The 17,503-nt window shown below is 73.8% G+C and carries 19 protein-coding genes; 12 read left to right on the top strand and 7 right to left on the bottom strand.

The features are described 5' to 3' along the window. Window positions 1-183 precede the first annotated feature (183 nt). Entirely contained in the window at window positions 184-474 is a 291-nt protein-coding gene (locus AC067J_RS31850) for a hypothetical protein (protein WP_478305089.1), read from the bottom strand. Between the two features lie 189 nt (window positions 475-663). After that, on the bottom strand, window positions 664-1,245 hold the full coding sequence (locus tag AC067J_RS31845; protein ID WP_478305088.1) for a TetR/AcrR family transcriptional regulator: 582 nt from the start codon (window positions 1,243-1,245) through the stop codon (window positions 664-666). Between the two features lie 99 nt (window positions 1,246-1,344). Here AC067J_RS31845 and AC067J_RS31840 point away from each other — a divergent pair, with 99 nt between their 5' ends. From AC067J_RS31840 to AC067J_RS31820, 5 genes are all read left to right on the top strand, one after another. Then, window positions 1,345-1,809 carry a VOC family protein gene (locus tag AC067J_RS31840; RefSeq protein WP_478305086.1) on the top strand — a complete coding sequence of 155 codons (465 nt, stop codon included), beginning with the start codon at window positions 1,345-1,347 and terminating at the stop codon, window positions 1,807-1,809. Window positions 1,810-2,095: 286 nt separating this feature from the next. Then, window positions 2,096-2,662: a DUF4291 domain-containing protein gene (locus tag AC067J_RS31835; protein ID WP_478305084.1), complete on the top strand. Its 567-nt coding sequence runs from the start codon at window positions 2,096-2,098 to the stop codon at window positions 2,660-2,662. Window positions 2,663-3,078: 416 nt separating this feature from the next. Beyond that, a complete protein-coding gene (locus AC067J_RS31830; RefSeq protein WP_478305082.1) occupies window positions 3,079-3,651 on the top strand; it encodes a papain-like cysteine protease family protein in 573 nt (190 codons plus the stop codon). 16 nt (window positions 3,652-3,667) lie between these two features. Continuing rightward, a complete protein-coding gene (locus tag AC067J_RS31825; RefSeq protein WP_478305080.1) occupies window positions 3,668-4,525 on the top strand; it encodes a hypothetical protein in 858 nt (285 codons plus the stop codon). Between the two features lie 543 nt (window positions 4,526-5,068). Further along, window positions 5,069-6,631, top strand: coding sequence for an alpha/beta fold hydrolase (locus AC067J_RS31820; protein WP_478305078.1), 1,563 nt, complete (start codon window positions 5,069-5,071; stop codon window positions 6,629-6,631). A gap of 328 nt (window positions 6,632-6,959) precedes the next feature. Here AC067J_RS31820 and AC067J_RS31815 read toward each other — a convergent pair whose 3' ends face one another. Genes AC067J_RS31815 through AC067J_RS31805 form a run of 3 tightly spaced genes read right to left on the bottom strand, consistent with a single transcriptional unit; the run spans window position 6,960 to window position 8,691 of the window. Continuing rightward, window positions 6,960-7,349, bottom strand: a complete 390-nt coding sequence (locus tag AC067J_RS31815; RefSeq protein ID WP_478305076.1) for a roadblock/LC7 domain-containing protein — start codon at window positions 7,347-7,349, stop codon at window positions 6,960-6,962. Beyond that, window positions 7,346-8,335, bottom strand: coding sequence for a hypothetical protein (locus AC067J_RS31810; RefSeq protein WP_478305074.1), 990 nt, complete (start codon window positions 8,333-8,335; stop codon window positions 7,346-7,348). Before AC067J_RS31810 ends, AC067J_RS31815 begins: the two co-directional genes overlap by 4 nt. Continuing rightward, a complete protein-coding gene (locus AC067J_RS31805; RefSeq protein ID WP_478305072.1) occupies window positions 8,332-8,691 on the bottom strand; it encodes a hypothetical protein in 360 nt (119 codons plus the stop codon). Before AC067J_RS31805 ends, AC067J_RS31810 begins: the two co-directional genes overlap by 4 nt. 142 nt (window positions 8,692-8,833) lie before the next feature. Here AC067J_RS31805 and AC067J_RS31800 point away from each other — a divergent pair, with 142 nt between their 5' ends. Then, on the top strand, window positions 8,834-9,199 hold the full coding sequence (locus AC067J_RS31800; RefSeq protein ID WP_478305070.1) for a hypothetical protein: 366 nt from the start codon (window positions 8,834-8,836) through the stop codon (window positions 9,197-9,199). 537 nt (window positions 9,200-9,736) lie between these two features. Here the strand turns inward: AC067J_RS31800 and AC067J_RS31795 are convergent. Continuing rightward, complete coding sequence (locus AC067J_RS31795) at window positions 9,737-10,681, bottom strand: GNAT family N-acetyltransferase (protein WP_478305068.1); 945 nt, start codon at window positions 10,679-10,681, stop codon at window positions 9,737-9,739. A 296-nt stretch (window positions 10,682-10,977) separates the two neighbouring features. On the opposite strand from AC067J_RS31795, the gene AC067J_RS31790 reads away from it, so the two are divergent. The 6 genes from AC067J_RS31790 to AC067J_RS31765 all read left to right on the top strand — a co-directional run bounded on the left by AC067J_RS31790 (window position 10,978) and on the right by AC067J_RS31765 (window position 16,909). Then, complete coding sequence (locus AC067J_RS31790; RefSeq protein ID WP_478305066.1) at window positions 10,978-12,042, top strand: NADP-dependent oxidoreductase; 1,065 nt, start codon at window positions 10,978-10,980, stop codon at window positions 12,040-12,042. A 178-nt stretch (window positions 12,043-12,220) separates the two neighbouring features. Continuing rightward, window positions 12,221-12,676: a RidA family protein gene (locus AC067J_RS31785; protein ID WP_478305064.1), complete on the top strand. Its 456-nt coding sequence runs from the start codon at window positions 12,221-12,223 to the stop codon at window positions 12,674-12,676. Window positions 12,677-12,851: 175 nt separating this feature from the next. Further along, window positions 12,852-13,775, top strand: coding sequence for a zinc-binding dehydrogenase (locus AC067J_RS31780; RefSeq protein WP_478305062.1), 924 nt, complete (start codon window positions 12,852-12,854; stop codon window positions 13,773-13,775). A 373-nt stretch (window positions 13,776-14,148) separates the two neighbouring features. Then, the gene (gene tuf, locus AC067J_RS31775; RefSeq protein ID WP_478305061.1) at window positions 14,149-15,342 is read left to right on the top strand and encodes an elongation factor Tu; all 1,194 of its coding nucleotides are present in this window, start codon (window positions 14,149-14,151) and stop codon (window positions 15,340-15,342) included. A gap of 193 nt (window positions 15,343-15,535) precedes the next feature. Beyond that, the gene (locus tag AC067J_RS31770) at window positions 15,536-16,060 is read left to right on the top strand and encodes a hypothetical protein (protein WP_478305059.1); all 525 of its coding nucleotides are present in this window, start codon (window positions 15,536-15,538) and stop codon (window positions 16,058-16,060) included. A gap of 180 nt (window positions 16,061-16,240) precedes the next feature. Next, window positions 16,241-16,909 carry a hypothetical protein gene (locus AC067J_RS31765; protein ID WP_478305058.1) on the top strand — a complete coding sequence of 223 codons (669 nt, stop codon included), beginning with the start codon at window positions 16,241-16,243 and terminating at the stop codon, window positions 16,907-16,909. Window positions 16,910-17,055: 146 nt separating this feature from the next. Here the strand turns inward: AC067J_RS31765 and AC067J_RS31760 are convergent, their stop codons facing one another. Continuing rightward, window positions 17,056-17,490 carry an SgcJ/EcaC family oxidoreductase gene (locus AC067J_RS31760; RefSeq protein WP_478305056.1) on the bottom strand — a complete coding sequence of 145 codons (435 nt, stop codon included), beginning with the start codon at window positions 17,488-17,490 and terminating at the stop codon, window positions 17,056-17,058. Between the last annotated feature and the right edge of the window lie 13 nt (window positions 17,491-17,503).

Here is a 17,503-nt window from a genome sequence, read left to right as displayed (position 1 = left end):
CTCCCCGACGGCACCACCGAGTACACCTGGATCGCCCGCCAGGCCGGGCACTTCAGCCCCGAGACCAACCCCACCCCCGACAACCGGCAGCCCCAAGGCCGCCACCGCATACCCCACTGACCGACCAGCGGTGCCCGGGCCTGCAAAGGCCCGGGCCGGTCGCTGCCGGGAGCTTCGTGGGGCTCAGCCCGGTTGTGCGGTGGCTGCCTCCTCGGCGGCCTCGCGGACCATCTCCTCGTACCGCGCCTCGGCCTCCTCGCGGGTGTCGGCTTCCTCGACGTAGCGGGTGTACGGGGCGAACCGGGCGGCGCCGTAGACGATGTTTCCCTGTCCGGCGTCGTAGCTGATCAGCGATATCCACGAGTCGTCGGTCAAGTCCGTCCGGAGCAGGGTGGTCTCGAACCCGTCGTTCAGGAGCTCCTCGACGTGCTCGTAGTGGGGGTAGTCGTCGGGGTGGGCGAAGATCAGACGCACGGGGTCTCCTGATGTGGCATGACGTCGGCTGGGGGCGAGCGCAGTTCGCGTTCTCGCCGTCACCGTAGTCAGCAGCACCGACAGCGCGCCGCATCGGACGGCGGCGGGCAGGACCAGCCGCCCGGCCGGGCGGCGGAATCCCACGGGAGCGTCGCCTCCCACCGGCAGTGCCGAGGCCGAAGAGCGAGCTCAGGCCGGGGTGCGCAGCCCCGACAGGAGCCGGTCGAGTGCCTGCTCCGCCGCCTGCGGGTCCCCGCCGCGCGCGATCCAGAGCGCGGCCTCGTTCATCGCCCCCGAGAGCAGTCGGGCCAGCGGCTCCACCGGCTGATCGGCGATGGTCCCGGCCGCGACCAGCGCCGCCAGGGCCTCCGCGAGGTGCCGGGCGGACGACTCCTCGTCCAGCGCCCGCCACTCGTCCCACCCCAGGACCGTCGGCGCGTCGACCAGCAGGACCTGCCGCACCGCCGGATCCGTCCCCGCGGCCAGGAAGGCCCGGCATCCGGCCCGGAGCTGCTCCCAGAGGTCCTCGTGCTGCTCGGCCTCGGCGGCCACCCGCTCGCCCAACTCCTGCTGCACCTCGGCGACGACGGCCCGGAAGAGCCCGGCCTTGCTGTCGAAGTGGTGGTAGGCGGCGCCCTTGGTGACCCCGACGGCCCTCGCCACGTCGGTCAGCACCACGTGGTGGTACCCGTCGGCGGCGAACCGGCGCCGCCCTTCGTCCAGCAGTGCCCGCCGTGTGGCGGCCCGCTGCTCCGCCCGGTTGACCGCCATCGCCTGCGCACCGCCCTTTCCGTTTCGCGTACCCGGGGTATGCTAACGCCATGACTCACATACCCCGGGTATGTGAAACGGATGCGAAAGGTCTGCGCCATGACGAACGACCTCACCGCCGACGGGCCCGCGAACGGCCCGGCGTCCAAGCTCGGCGGCTTCTACCCCGTGCTCGCCACCCAGGACGTGGCCGCCTCCCGCGACTTCTACACCCGCCACCTCGGCTTCGAAGTCACCTTCGAGGCCGACTGGTACGTGAGCCTGCGACGCCCGGACGCCCCGCAGTACGAACTGGCACTGCTGGACCACACCCACCCGACCCTCCCCGAGGGCCACCGGGCGGCACTCCGGGGCGGCCTGCTGCTCAACTTCGAGGTGGACGACGTGGACGCCGAGCACCGGCGGCTCGTGACGGAGGCCGGACTGCCCGAACTGCTGCCGCTGCGCACGGAGGAGTTCGGCCAGCGCCACTTCATCGTCGCCGCCCCGGACGGCGTGCTGATCGACGTCATCACCGTCATCCCGCCCAGCGAGGAGTACGCCGCCCAGTACACCGGAGCCTGACGCCGGCCGTGGCCGGGCACCTCCGCCAGTCGGACCGCCCGCGCAGGAAGTCGGACCGGCCGACTTCCTGTGCGGGCGCGGGCGCGGTCGTGGGCGCGGCGTGGTCGCGGGTGCGGGTACGGGCGGGGGCGAAGGCCGGGTTCCGTCGGCTGCCCGTCGAAGCGCCGGGCGAGCGCCGTCGGCCCGCCGGGTGGCCAGGCGGCCCACCGGCCCGCCGGCCCACCGGTCGGGCGGCCGGTCGAAAACGGGTCGCTCCGCCCGCCGGTCCGCTGGCAGAGTCGGCGCCATGCAGCACCTGCGTGAGATCCGGGCCGACTTCGACGCCACCACCATCACCCTCTACCAGGCGTACGCCCCGGCCGTCGCCGAACCCGCCCTCGCGGCAGGGCGGTTCGTGCCGCCCTTCTCCTTCGGTCGGATGACGTGGATCAAGCCCTCCTTCACCTGGCTGATGCACCGCAGCAACTGGGCCCGCAAGGCGGGCCAGGAACGCATCCTCGCCGTCCGGATCACCCGTGCCGGGTGGGAGGAAGCGCTGGGCCGCGCCGTCCTGACCACCGCCGACCCGACGGCGCTCACCCGCGCCGAGGTGCACGTCCAGTGGGACCCGGAGCGCTCGCTGCGCGGCGCCGCGCTCAACCACTACAGCATCCAGGTGGGCGTGGGCCGTGCCCTGATCCGGACCTTCGCCGAGGAGTGGATCGCCGGCATCACCGACCTCACCCCGCAGGTCCGGAAGATCGCCGCGCTCGTCCAGGGCGGCCGGGCGGCCCAGGCGCAGCGCCTCCTCCCGCCCGAGCGCCCGTACCCCCTTCCGGGACCGCTCGCGGCCCGGCTGGGCATGGACCGCTGATCCGGCCGGATCGGCCGGATCGGCCGGATCGGCTTGAACGACTTGACCGACCTGAACGGCCGGTGACTTCGGCTGTCCCGTCCCGCACGAAAAGTCGGCCGCTCCGACTTTTCGTGCGGGACGCGGAGGGCTGCCCGGCCCCTCGCCCGTGCAGGCGGGGGCGGCAGGGCAGGCGGGGCAGCGCAGGGCAGGCGGGGCGGGTCAGCGCAGGCAGCCTAGGCGGCGCAGAGCCGCAGCGACGCCAGGGAGTCCAGACGCCCCAAGGGCCCTCCGACTGCGAACGTTTCAAGCCATCCCACTCTCATATGGCTAACAACCCCTTCGGCCCTGCCTTCCACGAGCCCTCGGGGAAACGGCGGCGGTCCGCGCTCTCATGTGGCTGGGCAACCCCACGCGCCCCATGAGAAGGCAGGGACATGAGCAGATTCAGATACGCGGCCACCGGACCGGCCCTGGTACTCGCGGTCTCGGCGGGCCTCCTGGCAACAGGAGGCACGGCCCGGGCGGAGGCCGGCTACGACCAGATCGCCATGCTGAAGCAGGAGAAGAGCCAGTGGTGCTGGTCGGCCGCCGGGCTCACCATCGCCAAGTTCCAGGGATACGGCACCACGCAGGCGGACTTCTGCGAACGCGCCTCCCGGTACAGCGGCGGACCGAGCTGCGACAACCAGCCCGCCCGGCTGGAGGACATGGCCAACGCCTGGTACAGCCTGGGCATGGCGAACCCCGGCACCGGCCTCAGCAGCGCGGCCTCGTTCGCCCAGGTCACCGCCGACGTCAAGGCCGCCCGGCCGATCGGTGCCCGCATCGGATGGAAGTCCGGCGGTGGCCACATGAACGTCGTCTACGGCTTCGACACCTCCAACAACACCATCGGCGTCGCCGACCCGTGGCCGGACACCGCCACCTACACGTGGTGGAACTACGACGACTACGTGAACAACAGCTCGTTCAGGTGGACCCACTCCCGTACCGGCATCTCCCGATAGAGAAGGAGGACGACACATGCGCGACCGAGGAACGCCCGTCGGGCAGGAGGCCACCCGGTTCTCCCGGCTGCCCATCGTCCTGGCGCTGAGCGCCGCCGCACTGCTGTCCGCCGTCGGACCGGCCCGCGCGGTCGACATCCCCGACTACCAGGCCGCCCTCGACGTGGTGAGGTCGGCCGACGTCCACAACGCCGTCTGCCGCTTCCTCGGTACGCCGCTGCCCGAGGGCGGATCCGACACGATGGTGACGGTCCCCGACAAGCCCGACCCCTGCGAAGGGCTGCCCGCGTTCACCCTCAAGGACCCGCTGGCGGTGAACGAGGTCGCCCCGGCGTTCGTCGCGGGCACGGCCCAGCCGGTCCCCACCGAGGCCGTCCGGCTGAGCCACCTCGTCTCCACGCTCGACGTCACCGTCAACGACCGCACCGCCACCGTGCTGCTCGCCCCGACCGAGGGTGGCGGCTGGCACCTGGCGGGGGTGCGCGACGGAGACACCGACGCCACGTACGCGGGCAAGGCGACCCTGGGCACCCTGGTCTTCACCGAACCGCAGATCCGCGGCTGGTACCAGCTGACGCTCACCACCGTGGAGCCGCTCAACGACCAGGCCCGGGAAGGGCTCGACGGCCGGTCGGCGGTTTCGCTCGCCGACTACCAGCAGCTCGTCAAGGCCCGCTACGCGGACAAGCTGCCCGGCTCCGACTACGACACCCGGGGCCTGTCCAGCGGGTACGGGACCGATGACCGGGCGGCCGACCCCGCCTCCCGTACGCCGCTGCTCGCCGGCGGTTCGATCGCGGCGCTCGCACTCGCGGGCGGTGCCGTCGTCCTCGGCCGGCTCCGGCGCAGACGCCGCAGCCGCGGTAACGCCTGAGTGCCACACCTCCGCCCCGGCGCCGTCAGGACGACAGCCGGGGCGGAGGGGCCGGACCCGCCCCCACCGGCGGGTCCGGCATTCATGAGGTCTCGGGCCCTGTGGCTTGAACCAGCCGCTCCACGTACCGCCGGCGCAGCGGATCTGCCGCCACCGGTCCCGGCCGCGCCCCCGTCGCCACCGCCATGACGGGCACCGCCGTGGCGGCGGGGCTCTTGGTCCTCTTCATCGGCAGGTCCCCAGGTGGTGAGCCGGCTCACCCCCGCAGGGCGGTGGAGCAGGACGGTGGAGCAGGACGGCAGGGCAGGGCGGCGGAGTAGGGCGGGACGGCAGGGCAGGACGGGCCGGACACCCACGGTCGAAGGACCGGGGCAGCGGGTGCCGGCCTCGCGGAGAACCCTCCGGACCGGCGCCCCCTTTCGTCAACAAGCCTTCCGCTCAACGGACTTGAAGGACAGAAGAACCTGCCCCATCGGGCACGGAATCGGTGGGCTTCGCGACCGGAGGCAACCCGGCGGCGGTGCCGGCGGGTTGTTGACGGGCATGACCACGCGTGGGAACACCCGTCCGGACCGCCCCCGGCGCGTCCTGTCCGCCCTCCTGGCGCTGACCGCCTCCGCCGCCACCCCGGCCCTGACCGGCCCGGCCGTCGCCTCCTCCGCTTCCGCCTCCGCCCCCGCCTCTGCCTCCGCTTCCGCCTCCTCTGCCTCCGCTTCCGCCGCCGAGGATCCCTCCGCCCCGATCACCCTTGTCCTGCCCGTCAGTTGGGGAGCGTGTCCCAAGAGCGAACCGCCCATGCCGGACCCGAACCCGCAGGCGGAATGCGCGACGGTCCGGGTGCCGGTGGACTGGTCGAAGCCGAACGGCCCGAAGACCGGGATCTTCGTCGCCCGCCTCCGGGCCGCCGACCCGGCCCACCGCATCGGCGTCCTGCTGTCGAACCCCGGCGGGCCGGGCGCCCCCGGAGCGGACGACGCGCTGGAGGCGGGCATGCCCGGCCGGAGCACCTACACCCCGGAGATGCTGCAGCGGTTCGACATCGTCGGGTTCGACCCCCGCGGCACCCAGCGCAGCGGGCGCGCCCGCTGCGACGAGACGATCGCCGGCGAGAACACGACCCGCCCCCGCGACGCGGCCGCCTTCGAGCGGATGCGCGCCACCAACGGCCGGCTGGCGGCCAGTTGCCTGCGGCTGACGGGCCCGCTCGCCGCCCACATGGACACCGAGAGCGTCGCCCGCGACATGGACGCGATCCGCGCCGCCCTCGGCGAGCGCCGGATCAGCTACCTCGGCCACTCCTACGGCACACTCCTCGGCGAGCGCTACGCACGCCTGTTCCCCGGCAGGCTGCGCGCGCTGGCCCTCGACAGCGTGGTGGACCCGGCCCGGCCGGACGCGGAGCGCTTCCTCACCGACAGCAGCGCCACCGTCGACGCCACTTTCGAGCGCCTGGCGGCCTGGTGCACGACGGACCAGGCCTGCGCGCTGAAGGGCCGTGACCTGGCGGCCGTCGCGGCCGAACTGTTCGCCCGCGCCGACGCGGGCACCCTCCGCGTCCCCGGACCGGAGGGGCCGACGGAGACCGTGGCCGACGCCGACGGGCTGTCCGCCTTCCTCACCTTCCTGGCCTGGGGATGGGACCCGGAGCGCGCGACGCGGCAACTGGCCGCCGTGTACACCGGGCGGGGCGAGGCCTACTGGCCCGACTACCAGGGACCCGGCCGCGACATGCAACTCGTGCTGTGCCGGGACCACGACCTCCTGATCCGCGACTTCGCCGAGTACCGGGCCATTCGGGAACGGGTCGCGAAGGCCGCCCCGCACGTCCGAGTCAGCACCCAGGCCCTGGACATCGTGCTCGGCTGCCAGGGCTGGACCGTCCCGCCGAAGGCCCAGCCCGGCCGGGTCAGGGGCGACCTCCCGCCCGTCCTGGTGGCCAACGCCACCCTCGACCTGCGGACCCCCCTGCCGGGCGCGCGCCGGATGGCACAGTCCTTCCCGAAGGCCACCCTGCTGACCCCGGACGTCGTGGGCCACTGGGTCTACGCCGTCGACCCGGCGACGAAGGCGGCGTTCGACGCCTACCTGACCGATCCGCAGGGCTGATCCGCGGGGCTGGTCCCGCGAGTCCGGCGCCGAGCCGCCCGCGCCTGTCGGCCCGACCCCCGCCGACGCCCGGGCCGTCGGGCGAGGCTGCCCGGAGGCAGGGGAGTGTGCGGTCCGGGCTGCTTGCGGGCTTGCGGGAGTGCTCCGGGCCGTTGTCGGTGGGCGGGTGTCGGGCCTGCTGTGTCGGCTGGCCCAACCTCCGCTGCCGCCTGGGTTGTCGGGCGGGGCGGCCTGGAGGCAGGGGAGGGGGAGGGGGTGGTCCGGGCCGCTCGCGGAGATGTGGGAGTGCCCCCGTCCGTCTCGGGCGGGCCCTGGCCCGAGGGCCTCCCTACATCGCGGGGACCATCCCGAGCAGCTCGCTCAGGCGGCGGACCGTGGCGGGGGACTCGCGGTGCAGTCCGGCGATGTCGAGGCCCTCGTCGCCCAGGACCATCAGCAGCGCCTGGTCCCCGATCGCCAGCACCACGACGTAGCCGCCGCCGCAGCGGGTGACCACGTCGCGCAGGCCGCCCACGCCGAACTCGGCCGCGGTGCGCCGGCCGAGGCCGAGCATGGCGGCCGACAGCGCGGCGGCCGACTCGGGGTGGACGGCGGCCGTGTCGGCGGCCACCAGCAGGCCGTCGGCGGTGGAGACGACGCTCTCCGAGATGCCCATGACCCGGTCGCGGAGGGACTTCAACTCGTCGACCAGCACGGCGGTCGGTGTCTGGCTGCTCATGGTGTGCTCTTCTCGGTCGTGTCTGTCGTCTCGGTGCGCTTGGCGCGGTGTGCGTTCGGGGGCGCGTCGGAAGTGCTTGCCGGGCCGACCGGGCCGACCGGGCCGCCGTGGCCGCGGACGCGGCGCGGCAGCGGCCCGCTCGGCTCCGGCAGCGGCCCGCTCGGCGCCGTACGGGGGGCCACGCTCGGGGCCAGGGGAGCCGGGTGCGCCGGTTCCCGGTGGAGCAGGTGCCGGGCGTCCATCCGGGCGACGTCGAGGAGTACCGCGAACACCCCGCGCCCCAGGGCGAATCCGATGTCGCGCGCGGTGCGGCGGCCGGTGGCGGCGGCCAGGATCTCCTGGTAGCGGGGCAGGATCCGCCGGGCTCCGATGCCGGCCCCGACGCCGGGCAGGGCGGCGGGGCGGATCCGGGTGCGGGCCAGCTCGCCGGGCGGGCCCCAGAGGCGGGTCAGCAGGGCCACCCGCCGGGCGGTCTCCTCGAAGAGCCGCTGCGGCTCGATGCCCGGGCGCAGCGCGATACCGGCGGGTGGGGCCGCTTCGGCGGTCTCCCAGCTGCCGGGCGGACTCAGCACCAGGGCGAAGGCGCCGTCGAACGCGGCGGCGGCGCAGACGGCTTCGAGTTCGGCGGCGCCGATCGATCCCTGGGCGACCAGGGCCGCGCCGAGGTCGCCACCCCAGCCCGCGGGGGCACCGCTCGGGCGGGCGGCGGACGCGGCGGTCTCGGCCGCCGCCCAGTCCGCCTCGCCGATGCGCCCCGACTTCAGCAGCAGGGTTTCGACGGTCGGGGCACCGGGGGTCTCGACCGCCGTGACGAGCCCCTGTTCCAGGTGGATCGTGCCGCCCGGCGCGCTGGAGACGGTGACGGATCCGGTGAAGCCCTCACCGCGCAGTGCGAGCAGCAGCGCGGGTACGTTGCGGGCCGAAGGCCGCCCGGGAGCGGCGGGCGGGGCCGGATCGTGGGCGCGGTCGTGGGTCGGTCCGTTCATGCCAGCAAGTCCGCTGCGTGGGCGGCTGTCTGGCGGATCGCCAGTGCCAGGTTGGTCCGTCCCCGGTCCAGCACGGTGGCCAGCAGCAGCGGGTCACCCTGCCGGGGCACCACCTGGACGACCTCGTGGTGACGGGTGCTCGTGACCACCACGCTCTCCAACTCGCTCTCCGCCCCGGCCTCGTGGAGCCGCTCGCCGATCAGGTCGACCAGCTCGGCGAGTTCGGCGCCGGTCCCGAGCAGCCGGTGGTCCCCGGCGGACTGGTAGCCGAGGCCCGTGACGGCGTCGACGAGAACGGCACCGACCACTCCGGGGGAGTCGAGCACATCGGAGAGGGAAGCTTCGAGCGCGCGCACCAGTACCCCTTCGCGTTCTGAACTCTTGGCAGCGTACTTTATTCCACCATTTCCACGGGGTGACCACCGCAGGTGACTTCTTGCTACTTTGTTCCCGCACAGGGGAGTTCCGCCCGGAAGTCACGCAAAGGACGAACAGCGCATGAACATTGACGACGCACTCAAGGACGCGATGGCCATCGAAGGCGCCATCGGCGTGGCGCTGGCCGACTACGAGAGCGGTATGTCACTCGGATTCCTCGGCGGGGGCCAACAGCTCGACCTGGAGGTCGCGGCCGCCGCCAACACCGAGGTCGTCCGCGCGAAGACGCGGGCCCTGGCCGCGCTGTCGATCGACGACGTCATCGAGGACATCCTGATCACCCTCGGCACCCAGTACCACCTGATACGCCCGCTGGCTCGCAGCCACGGGTCGCTCTTCCTCTACCTGGCGCTGGACCGCTCGCGCGCCAACCTGGCGCTCGCCCGGCACGGCCTCAAGCGCATCGAGGCCGGGCTCGACGTCTGAGGCCTGCCGCCCGCACCCCTGCCGCTCGGAGCCCTGCCGCCCGGAGCCCTGTCGGGGCCGGCAGGCGAGTCCCGGAAACTCCGGACGGCCCGCGCCGTGCGCGGGATTCCGGATGGAGTGGATGCGAAGCGTGATGAGCCGGCTACGGTGATCCGTGCGCGGTAATTGAGGCCAGAATTTCGCAGGTGCACATCAATCACGGAAATGCGTGACTTTCCGATGACCGGGCGTCATATCCGCCCCCGCGGCCCGGCGGGATCCGGGCCGCCGGAACGCCGTGGCGCGGGGCGGAATGCGGCGGCACCGGCGTTGCGGCTCCGGTTTCGAGGGCCTCCTCCTCGGGGGCGGCGGGGGTCGCGTGGGCGGCGGGGGCGAGCACTCCCGCCATCGCGGTCACGGCGAGGGCGGCGGCCCAACCCTTGCGGCCGGAGCGGGGGTCGGCATGATCCATCTCCCAAAGGTCGTATGAGGTGCGACTCGTGCCGAGGAGAAGGGTCGCAGGAGACGGAGCCCCGGAGGGCAGCCCGGGCAACCGGTTCACCCGACGGGAGGAACCGACCCGTCGAGGGCCTTGCCGTACATCGACGAGGTACGGCGGACCGTCATCCCCACCCGCTCGTACAGCGGCAGCGCACCGGTCTCCGAGTGCGTCCACAGGGTGCACAGCTCCCGCCCGTGCCGGTGGAACGCGCCGAACACCTCGCCGAGCAGCAGCCGTGCGATCCCCCGGTTCCGGTGGTCGCGGCGGACGGCCAGCCGCTCCACGTAGCCCTCGCCGCTGTCCGGCACGTCCAGCGCCAGCACCGCGCCCACCATCTCCCCGCCCGCGAGGGCGACCCGGGAGAGCGCGGGCGCGAACGAGTCCCGCCCGACCGTCCGCAGCGCCCACTCCTCGTAGGAGCTGCGCCGCACCTGCCACTCGTCGAACGCGTCCTCGGTCACCCGGTAGGCCGCCTGCTCGTCGCCGGGGCGGAACGGCCGCACGGTGACCCCGTCCGGCGGCGCGGCCGCCACCGGCTCGGCCGGCAGGGCGATCCCCAGTTGCCACTGGGAGACGAACGGCCGGTACCCGCGCGAGCGCAGCAGTGCGACGGCGGCCCGGTCGCCGTCCTCCACGGCCTGGGCGAGCCGCTCCCCGCCCGCCCGCCGGGCCTGTGCCTCGGTCCAGTCGAGCAGCCACCCGCCCAGCCCGGCGCCCCGGTGGTCGGGGTGCACGTCGACCCGGCTGCGTCGCGCGCCGCGCACCCACGCCCAGCCGGCCACCCCGCCGCGGCCGTCCCGTACGAGCAGGGTGTCCCGGGCGGGGTCGAGGCCGGGTTGTGCGAGGTCGGCGGCGACGTCGTCCGGCGCGCTCTCGGTGCGGCCGAGCAGGTCGCGCTCACAGGCGGCGACGAGCCGGTGGACGGCCGGGGCGTCGGCGGCGGTGGCCGGTCCGGTCCGGTAGCGGGCGGGGAGCGGCGGGAGTTCGGCGAGACCGGTCATGCGTCCTGACTCTGCGCCACCCGCGCCGTTCCTGTCGACCGGATTCGGCGCACTGCCACGTCCTGTCCGGCGCCTCCCCGCGGGGATGTCCCGCGCAGGACGTCGGACCGGCCGACTTCCTGTGCGCGCGCCGCCCGCCCGGCCCTGTGCGTGCGGGCCTGTGCGGGCCTGTGCGGGCCTGTGCGCGCCGCCCGGGCGGCCGTGCGCGGACCGTCAGCCGATCGTGCGCGGCCCCCGGCAGAGTCTTCCTCGTCAGCAGGAAACGGCAGCACCGGACGAAGAACGAGGAACCCGCCATGAGCGCCCAGCAGACCACCGGCACCACCACCGCCGCCACCGCCGCCACCGCCGCCACCACCTTCTCCACCGAGGTCCGGCTCGCCGCCCGCCCGGTCGGGGAGCCCACCGCCGACACCTTCGAGCTGGTCCGCACCGCCGTCCCGGAGCCCGCCGAAGGCGAGATCGTCGTCCGCAACACCTGGATGTCGGTCGACCCGTACATGCGCGGCCGGATGGACGACGCGCCGTCCTACATCCCGCCGTTCGAGCTCGGCGCGGCCCTGGACGGCAGCGCGGTCGGCGTGGTGGTCGCCTCCCGCTCCGAGGCCGTACCGGTCGGCGCGACCGTCTCCCACTTCCTCGGCTGGCGCGAGTACGCCGTCCTGGACGCCGCCGCCGCGACCGTCGTCGACACCGGCCTCGCCCCCGCCCCGGCCTACCTGGGCGCCCTGGGCACCACCGGCCTCACCGCCTACGCGGCGCTCACCGAGACCGCTCCGGTCCGCGAGGGCGACGTCGTCTTCATCTCCGCCGCCGCCGGCGCGGTGGGCAGCATCGCCGGACAGCTGGCCCGCAAGCTCGGCGCGTCCAAGGTGATCGGCTCGGCCGGCGGACCGGAGAAGACGAAGAGGCTGGTGACGGACTTCGGGTACGACGCCGCCATCGACTACCGGGCCGGCTCGCTGGAGGAGCAGCTCGCCGAGGCCGCCCCCGAGGGCATCGACGTCTACCTCGACAGCGTCGGCGGCGACCACCTGCGGGCCGCCGTCGCCGCGATGCGCACCGGCGGCCGGATCGCCCTGGTCGGCTCGATCAGCACCTACAACGCGACCAGCCCGGCGCCCGGCCCCGACAACCTCTTCCAGGCGGCCGCCAAGGAGCTGAACCTGCGCGGAATGCTGGTCAGCAGCTACTTCCACCTCTTCCCCGAGTGGATCGGCAAGGCCGCCGGCTGGCTCGCCGACGGCAGCCTGCGCACCGAGCAGACCGTCGTCGACGGCATCGGCCAGGCCCCGGCCGCCTTCCTCGGCGTCCTGCGCGGTGCCAACACCGGCAAGATGCTCGTCCGCCTGGAGGGATGATCACCGCCGCGCGGAGCGTTGCCCCGGAGGGCTCCGTTCGGTGGCGAACCGTCAGGAACCCTCCGGGGTGGCGGACCCGGGACGCGGCACCCGACCCGCGTACTGCGCGACGCACCTACTGCCCGACTCACCTACTGCCCGACCGACCGGCACACCGCACCCGAAGGAAGCACCGAACATGAGCGACAACCTCGACCACCGCACCATCACCAACCCGGCCGGCCTGCACGACCCCACCCCGTTCGGCTACAGCCACGCCGCCTCCGCGCCCGGCGAACTCGTCTTCATCGGCGGCCAGTACGCCTCCGACGGGACCGGCCAGGTCGTCGCCGGGGACTTCGCCGCCCAGGTCGAGCGGTCCTTCGACAACCTGCGCGCCGCGCTCGCCGGCGTCGGCCTCGGCTTCGAGCACGTCGTCCGGCTCGGCTCGTACATCGTCGACCACGACCTGGAGAAGCTGGGCGTGCTCGGCAAGGCCCTGAACGCCGGCTGGGGCGACCGGCTGCCCGCCCAGACGCTCAGCGGGGTCGCCTCGCTGGCGCTGCCCGGAATGCTCTTCGAGATAGACGCGGTCGCCGTCCGCCCGGTGGGTCAGGAACAGGTCCAGGAGCGGGTCCAGGAGCAGGGGCAGTAGCAGCCGCAGGAGCAGGGTCAGCGGGGCCGGCCGAGCCCGGAGGCACCCCGCTGACCCTCCGGGGCGCGTCCTGGCGCCCTCCCCACCGCCCTCCCCACCGCCCACCCAGCCGTCCACCCCGCCGCCCTCCCCGGGGCCGTCGTCCGCGCCGGCCCACCTCACCGAAAGGCCCGACATGAAGGCACTCGTGCACGACCCGAACGCGCCCCGACAGCTGAGCTTCGCCGAGGTGCCCGATCCGGAACCGTCCGCCGGGCAGGCGCTGATCGAGGTCGCGGCGGTCTCCTTCAACTTCGGTGAGATCGTCTACCGTTCGCCCGACACCCCGTACGGCCGGGTGCCCGGCTGGGACGCCGCGGGCGTCGTGGTCCGGCCCGCCGCCGACGGCTCGGGCCCGCCCGCCGGGACCCGGGTGGTCAGCTTCGGCTGGGGCGGCGCCTGGGCGCGGCTGCGGGCGGTGGACACCGCCGAGCTGGCGGTCGTGCCCGACGGCGTCGACCTCGGGACGGCGAGCGCCCTCCCGGTGGCCGGGGTCACCGCGCTCCAGGCGGTCCGCCGGCTGGGGTCGGTCCTCGGCCGCCGGGTCCTGGTCACCGGCGCCTCGGGCGGGGTGGGGCGCTTCGCCGTCCGGCTGCTGGCCCTGGCGGGCGCGCACGTCATCGCCTCGGTCGGCGGCCCGGCCCGCGCGGAGGGCCTGCGCGAGCTCGGCGCGGCCGAGGTCGTGCACGGGCCCGCGGAGCTGACCGCGCCGGTGTACGGCGTGCTCGACAACGTCGGCGGCAGCCAGTTGGCCGAGGCGTTCTACCGCCTGGAGCCCGACGGTGTCGTCCAGGCCATCGGGAAGGCCTCCGGCGAGCCGACCGTCATCGACTTCGAGCGGGCCCGCGTCGAGAGCCCGAGCGGGCGGCTGGAGAACTTCAACGTCAGCACGCCCGTCGGGGGAGACCTCGGCTACCTGCTCCACCTGGTGGAGACGGGCCGGCTGGCGCCGGAGATCGGCTGGCGCGGCTCCTGGAGCAGGGCGCACGAGGCGGCCGACGCGCTGGTCGGGCGCGAGGTCCTCGGCAAGGCCGTGCTGGACCTCGGTCCGGACGAGTAGCCCGGACGAGCCGGACCGGACGCGCAGGCCGCACGAGCGGGCGGGCCGGGCAGCCCGGACGGGGCGGCCGGATCAGCCGGACGAGCCGGACGAGCCGGACCGGACGAGCGGGGCGGGCCCGGAGGGCCGTAGCGGAGGGCGGACACGGAGGCGGTGCGGGTGGCGTCGGTCCCGTCGGGGGCGCGGTCCCGTCGGGCCGCACCTCCGGCGGCTATGGTTACTGTCTGCACGGGGTCGGCCACTCCTGGTCGCGGCGGCGGGTTCGGGTGATCCCGCACGCGACGGCCGTGCCCCGTGCTTTCCAGTAGCAGCGTGGGCGGGGCGGAAGGCCCGGTGGGCCGTCCGCCCGGGCCCGACACCTGAGGAGGAGCGCGTGGCGAAAGCGAAGTTCGAGCGCACGAAGCCGCATGTCAACATCGGCACGATCGGCCATGTCGACCACGGGAAGACGACGCTGACGGCGGCGATCACGAAGGTCCTGCACGACGCGTACCCGGACCTGAACCCGTTCACGCCGTTCGACGAGATCGACAAGGCGCCGGAGGAGCGGCAGCGCGGCATCACCATCTCGATCGCGCACGTCGAGTACCAGACCGAGGCGCGGCACTACGCCCACGTCGACTGTCCGGGGCACGCGGACTACATCAAGAACATGATCACCGGTGCGGCCCAGATGGACGGGGCGATCCTCGTCGTCGCCGCGACCGACGGTCCGATGCCGCAGACCAAGGAGCACGTCCTGCTGGCCCGCCAGTCCGGGGTCCCCTACATCGTGGTCGCGCTGAACAAGGCCGACATGGTCGACGACGAGGAGATCCTGGAGCTCGTCGAGCTGGAGGTCCGCGAACTCCTCACCGAGTACGAGTTCGACGGCGACAACACCCCGGTGGTGCAGGTCTCCGCGCTCAAGGCCCTGGAGGGCGACAAGGAGTGGGGCGAGAAGCTGCTGGGCCTGATGAAGGCCGTCGACGAGAACATCCCGCAGCCCGCGCGGGACGTCGACCACCCCTTCCTGATGCCGATCGAGGACGTCTTCACCATCACCGGCCGCGGCACCGTGGTGACCGGCCGGATCGAGCGCGGCGTGCTGAAGGTCAACGAGACCGTCGACATCATCGGCATGAAGCCGGAGAAGACCACGACCACGGTCACCGGCATCGAGATGTTCCGCAAGCTGCTCGACGAGGGCCAGGCCGGTGAGAACGTCGGCCTGCTGCTGCGCGGCATCAAGCGCGAGGACGTCGAGCGCGGCCAGTGCATCATCAAGCCCGGCTCGGTGACCCCGCACACCGAGTTCGAGGCGACGGCCTACATCCTGTCCAAGGACGAGGGCGGCCGGCACACCCCGTTCTTCAACAACTACCGGCCCCAGTTCTACTTCCGCACCACCGACGTGACCGGCGTGGTGACGCTCAAGGAGGGCACCGAGCTGGTCATGCCCGGGGACAACGTCGACATCTCCGTCAGCCTGATCCAGCCCATCGCGATGGAGGAGGGCCTGCGGTTCACCATCCGCGAGGGCGGCCGGACCGTCGGCGCCGGCCAGGTCACGAAGATCACCAAGTAGGGAGCGGCGCCGAGCTCCGGAGCCGGGTCGGGTGGGGTTCGGTCGGTTCGGTTCGCCCGTGAGCCTAGCCGGTCGGAGGACCGGCGGATCCCTCGCGCGGGGGAGGCGGTCCGGCCGGCCGGATGACGCCGGCGCCCTCCGGCCGGTGACATCGTCGGGGAGTCGGTTCGCCCCACCCCGCCGGAGCCCTGTGATGGCCACTTCCCGCACGTTTCCCAACACCACCACCAGCCCTCGTTGGGCGGTGTGGGTGGCCTGGGCAACGGTGCTCTGCACGGTGCCCTCGTGCGTGTGGCGGCTGCTGCTCGGCTTCGGGGTCGACGTCGGCTTCAGCGGTCGGCTCGGATCGATGTACACGGGGGTATCGATCCTGGTCTACGTGCTGATCCTGTCCGTGGTCTCGCAGGCGGCGGCCTGCCTGACCCTGGGCCTGGTGAGGCCGTGGGGCGAGCGGGTCCCGCAGTGGGTCCCGCGGTGGGGCGGCCGACGCATCCCGCCGATCGCGGTGGTGGTGTCCGCGACGGCGGGGGCGGTCGCGGTGACGGCGCTGTGCGCGGCGGTGGCGTTCGTGCCCGGCGGGCCGTTGGACAGCCCGGAGTTCCCGCAGGGTACGGCGGGTCTGGTCATGGACCTCTGCTACGCGCCGATGCTGCTCTGGGGACCGATGGTCGGCGTGCTCACGGTCGGCTACGCCCGCCGGCGCCGCACGGCCGGCTGAGCCCGGCCGCTCTCCGCCCGACCCGCTCTTCCACTCTCCGCCGGTTGCCCGGCAAGAACAAGACTGCAATTTTTCCGCGGAAACCCACAGACTCCTGAAGGGGCGCAGGCCGCACCGGTGGACACCCGGCGGCCGCGCGCATCTCCCGCTTCTCCCCCCACTCCCCTCAGGAGGACAGCTGTGCCCGACATCTGGGACCCCCACGGCAGCCTGCACCGCACCCTCTGGATCGGTGGCGCGCAGTGGGCCGGCAAGACCACGGTCGCCGAAGTGCTCGCCGCCCGTTACGGGTTGACCGCCTACCACTACGACTTCCACGACGCTCGCGGCCACCGGGCCCGCCGCATCGCGCTCCGGGTCGCGACCGGCGTGCCCACCGCCGACCCGGACCCGGACGGCGTCTGGGTGGACCGCAGCCCGGAGGAGATGGCGGCCGAGACCCTCGCGGGCTTCCCGGAGCGGTTCGGCTGGGCGCTGGACGACCTGCGGGCACTGACCGCCGGCCGTCCGCTGGTCGCCGAGGGCTGGGGGCTGCGGCCCGAACTCGTCGCGCCGCTCCTCGACGCGCCGGACCGGATGGTCGTGCTCGTCCCCACCGAGGAGTTCCGGCAGTACCAGATCCGCACCCTCCCCCGGGCCGGTGCGCTGGAGGCCGAGGTCGGCGACCCGGCCCGGGCGCAGGCGAACCGCGTCGCCCGGGACCGCCTGGTGGCCGACGACGCCGTCCGCAGCGCCCGCCGCCTCGGCATCCGCGTCATCGAGGTGGACGGCGCCGGGCCGGTCACGGCGACCGCCGAGGCGGTCGCCGACCACTTCGCACGGCACCTGCCCGCCCCCGCGGGCGCGTAGGCCCCGAAGGTCCTGAGCGCCCTTGACCTCCTGAGCGCCCTGAACCCCTGAGCGCCCTGAACCTCCTGGGTGTCAGCGGGAAGGGGGCCGCCTCCTGGCACGATCGCAGGATCGGAGGCGGCCCCCGGTCCGGGACCGGTCGTCACTCACCCTGCGGACGGGGCATCGACCGCGTTGTTCTGACCGGCCACGATCTTCCACCCGTCCGCCTGCCGGGCCACCACGTAGAGGGCCGCGCCGTGCGCTCCCTCCACGGGCGTGCCCGCGGCGTCGGTGGGTGTCTGTGCGACGTTGACGGCGATCACGTCCTCGGCGATCGCCAGGATCTTCACCACCTCGTACCGGGCGTAGGAGTCCCGCAGGAAGCTCTCCATCGCCGGCCGGCTGAACTCGGCGATCGCCGCCCGTCCGTCGAGCCGCACGCCCCGTGCGTTGGTCCAGGAGGCCTGCTCGCCGAACTGCTCGCCCAGGGCCGCCGCGTCCTTGGTGTTGAAGGCCTTCTCCAGAGCGGCGACCACGCCGGTCACCGCCTCCCGGACGTCGGCCGGAACCGCCCCCACCACCAGCACGTCGTTCGTCATGACGGACCCCTCC

It is taken from the genome of Kitasatospora sp. NPDC042419 (genome assembly GCF_056437345.1).
The sequence above is the reverse complement of the archived record's forward strand: the minus strand, read 5'-3'. Positions and strand labels throughout refer to the sequence as shown.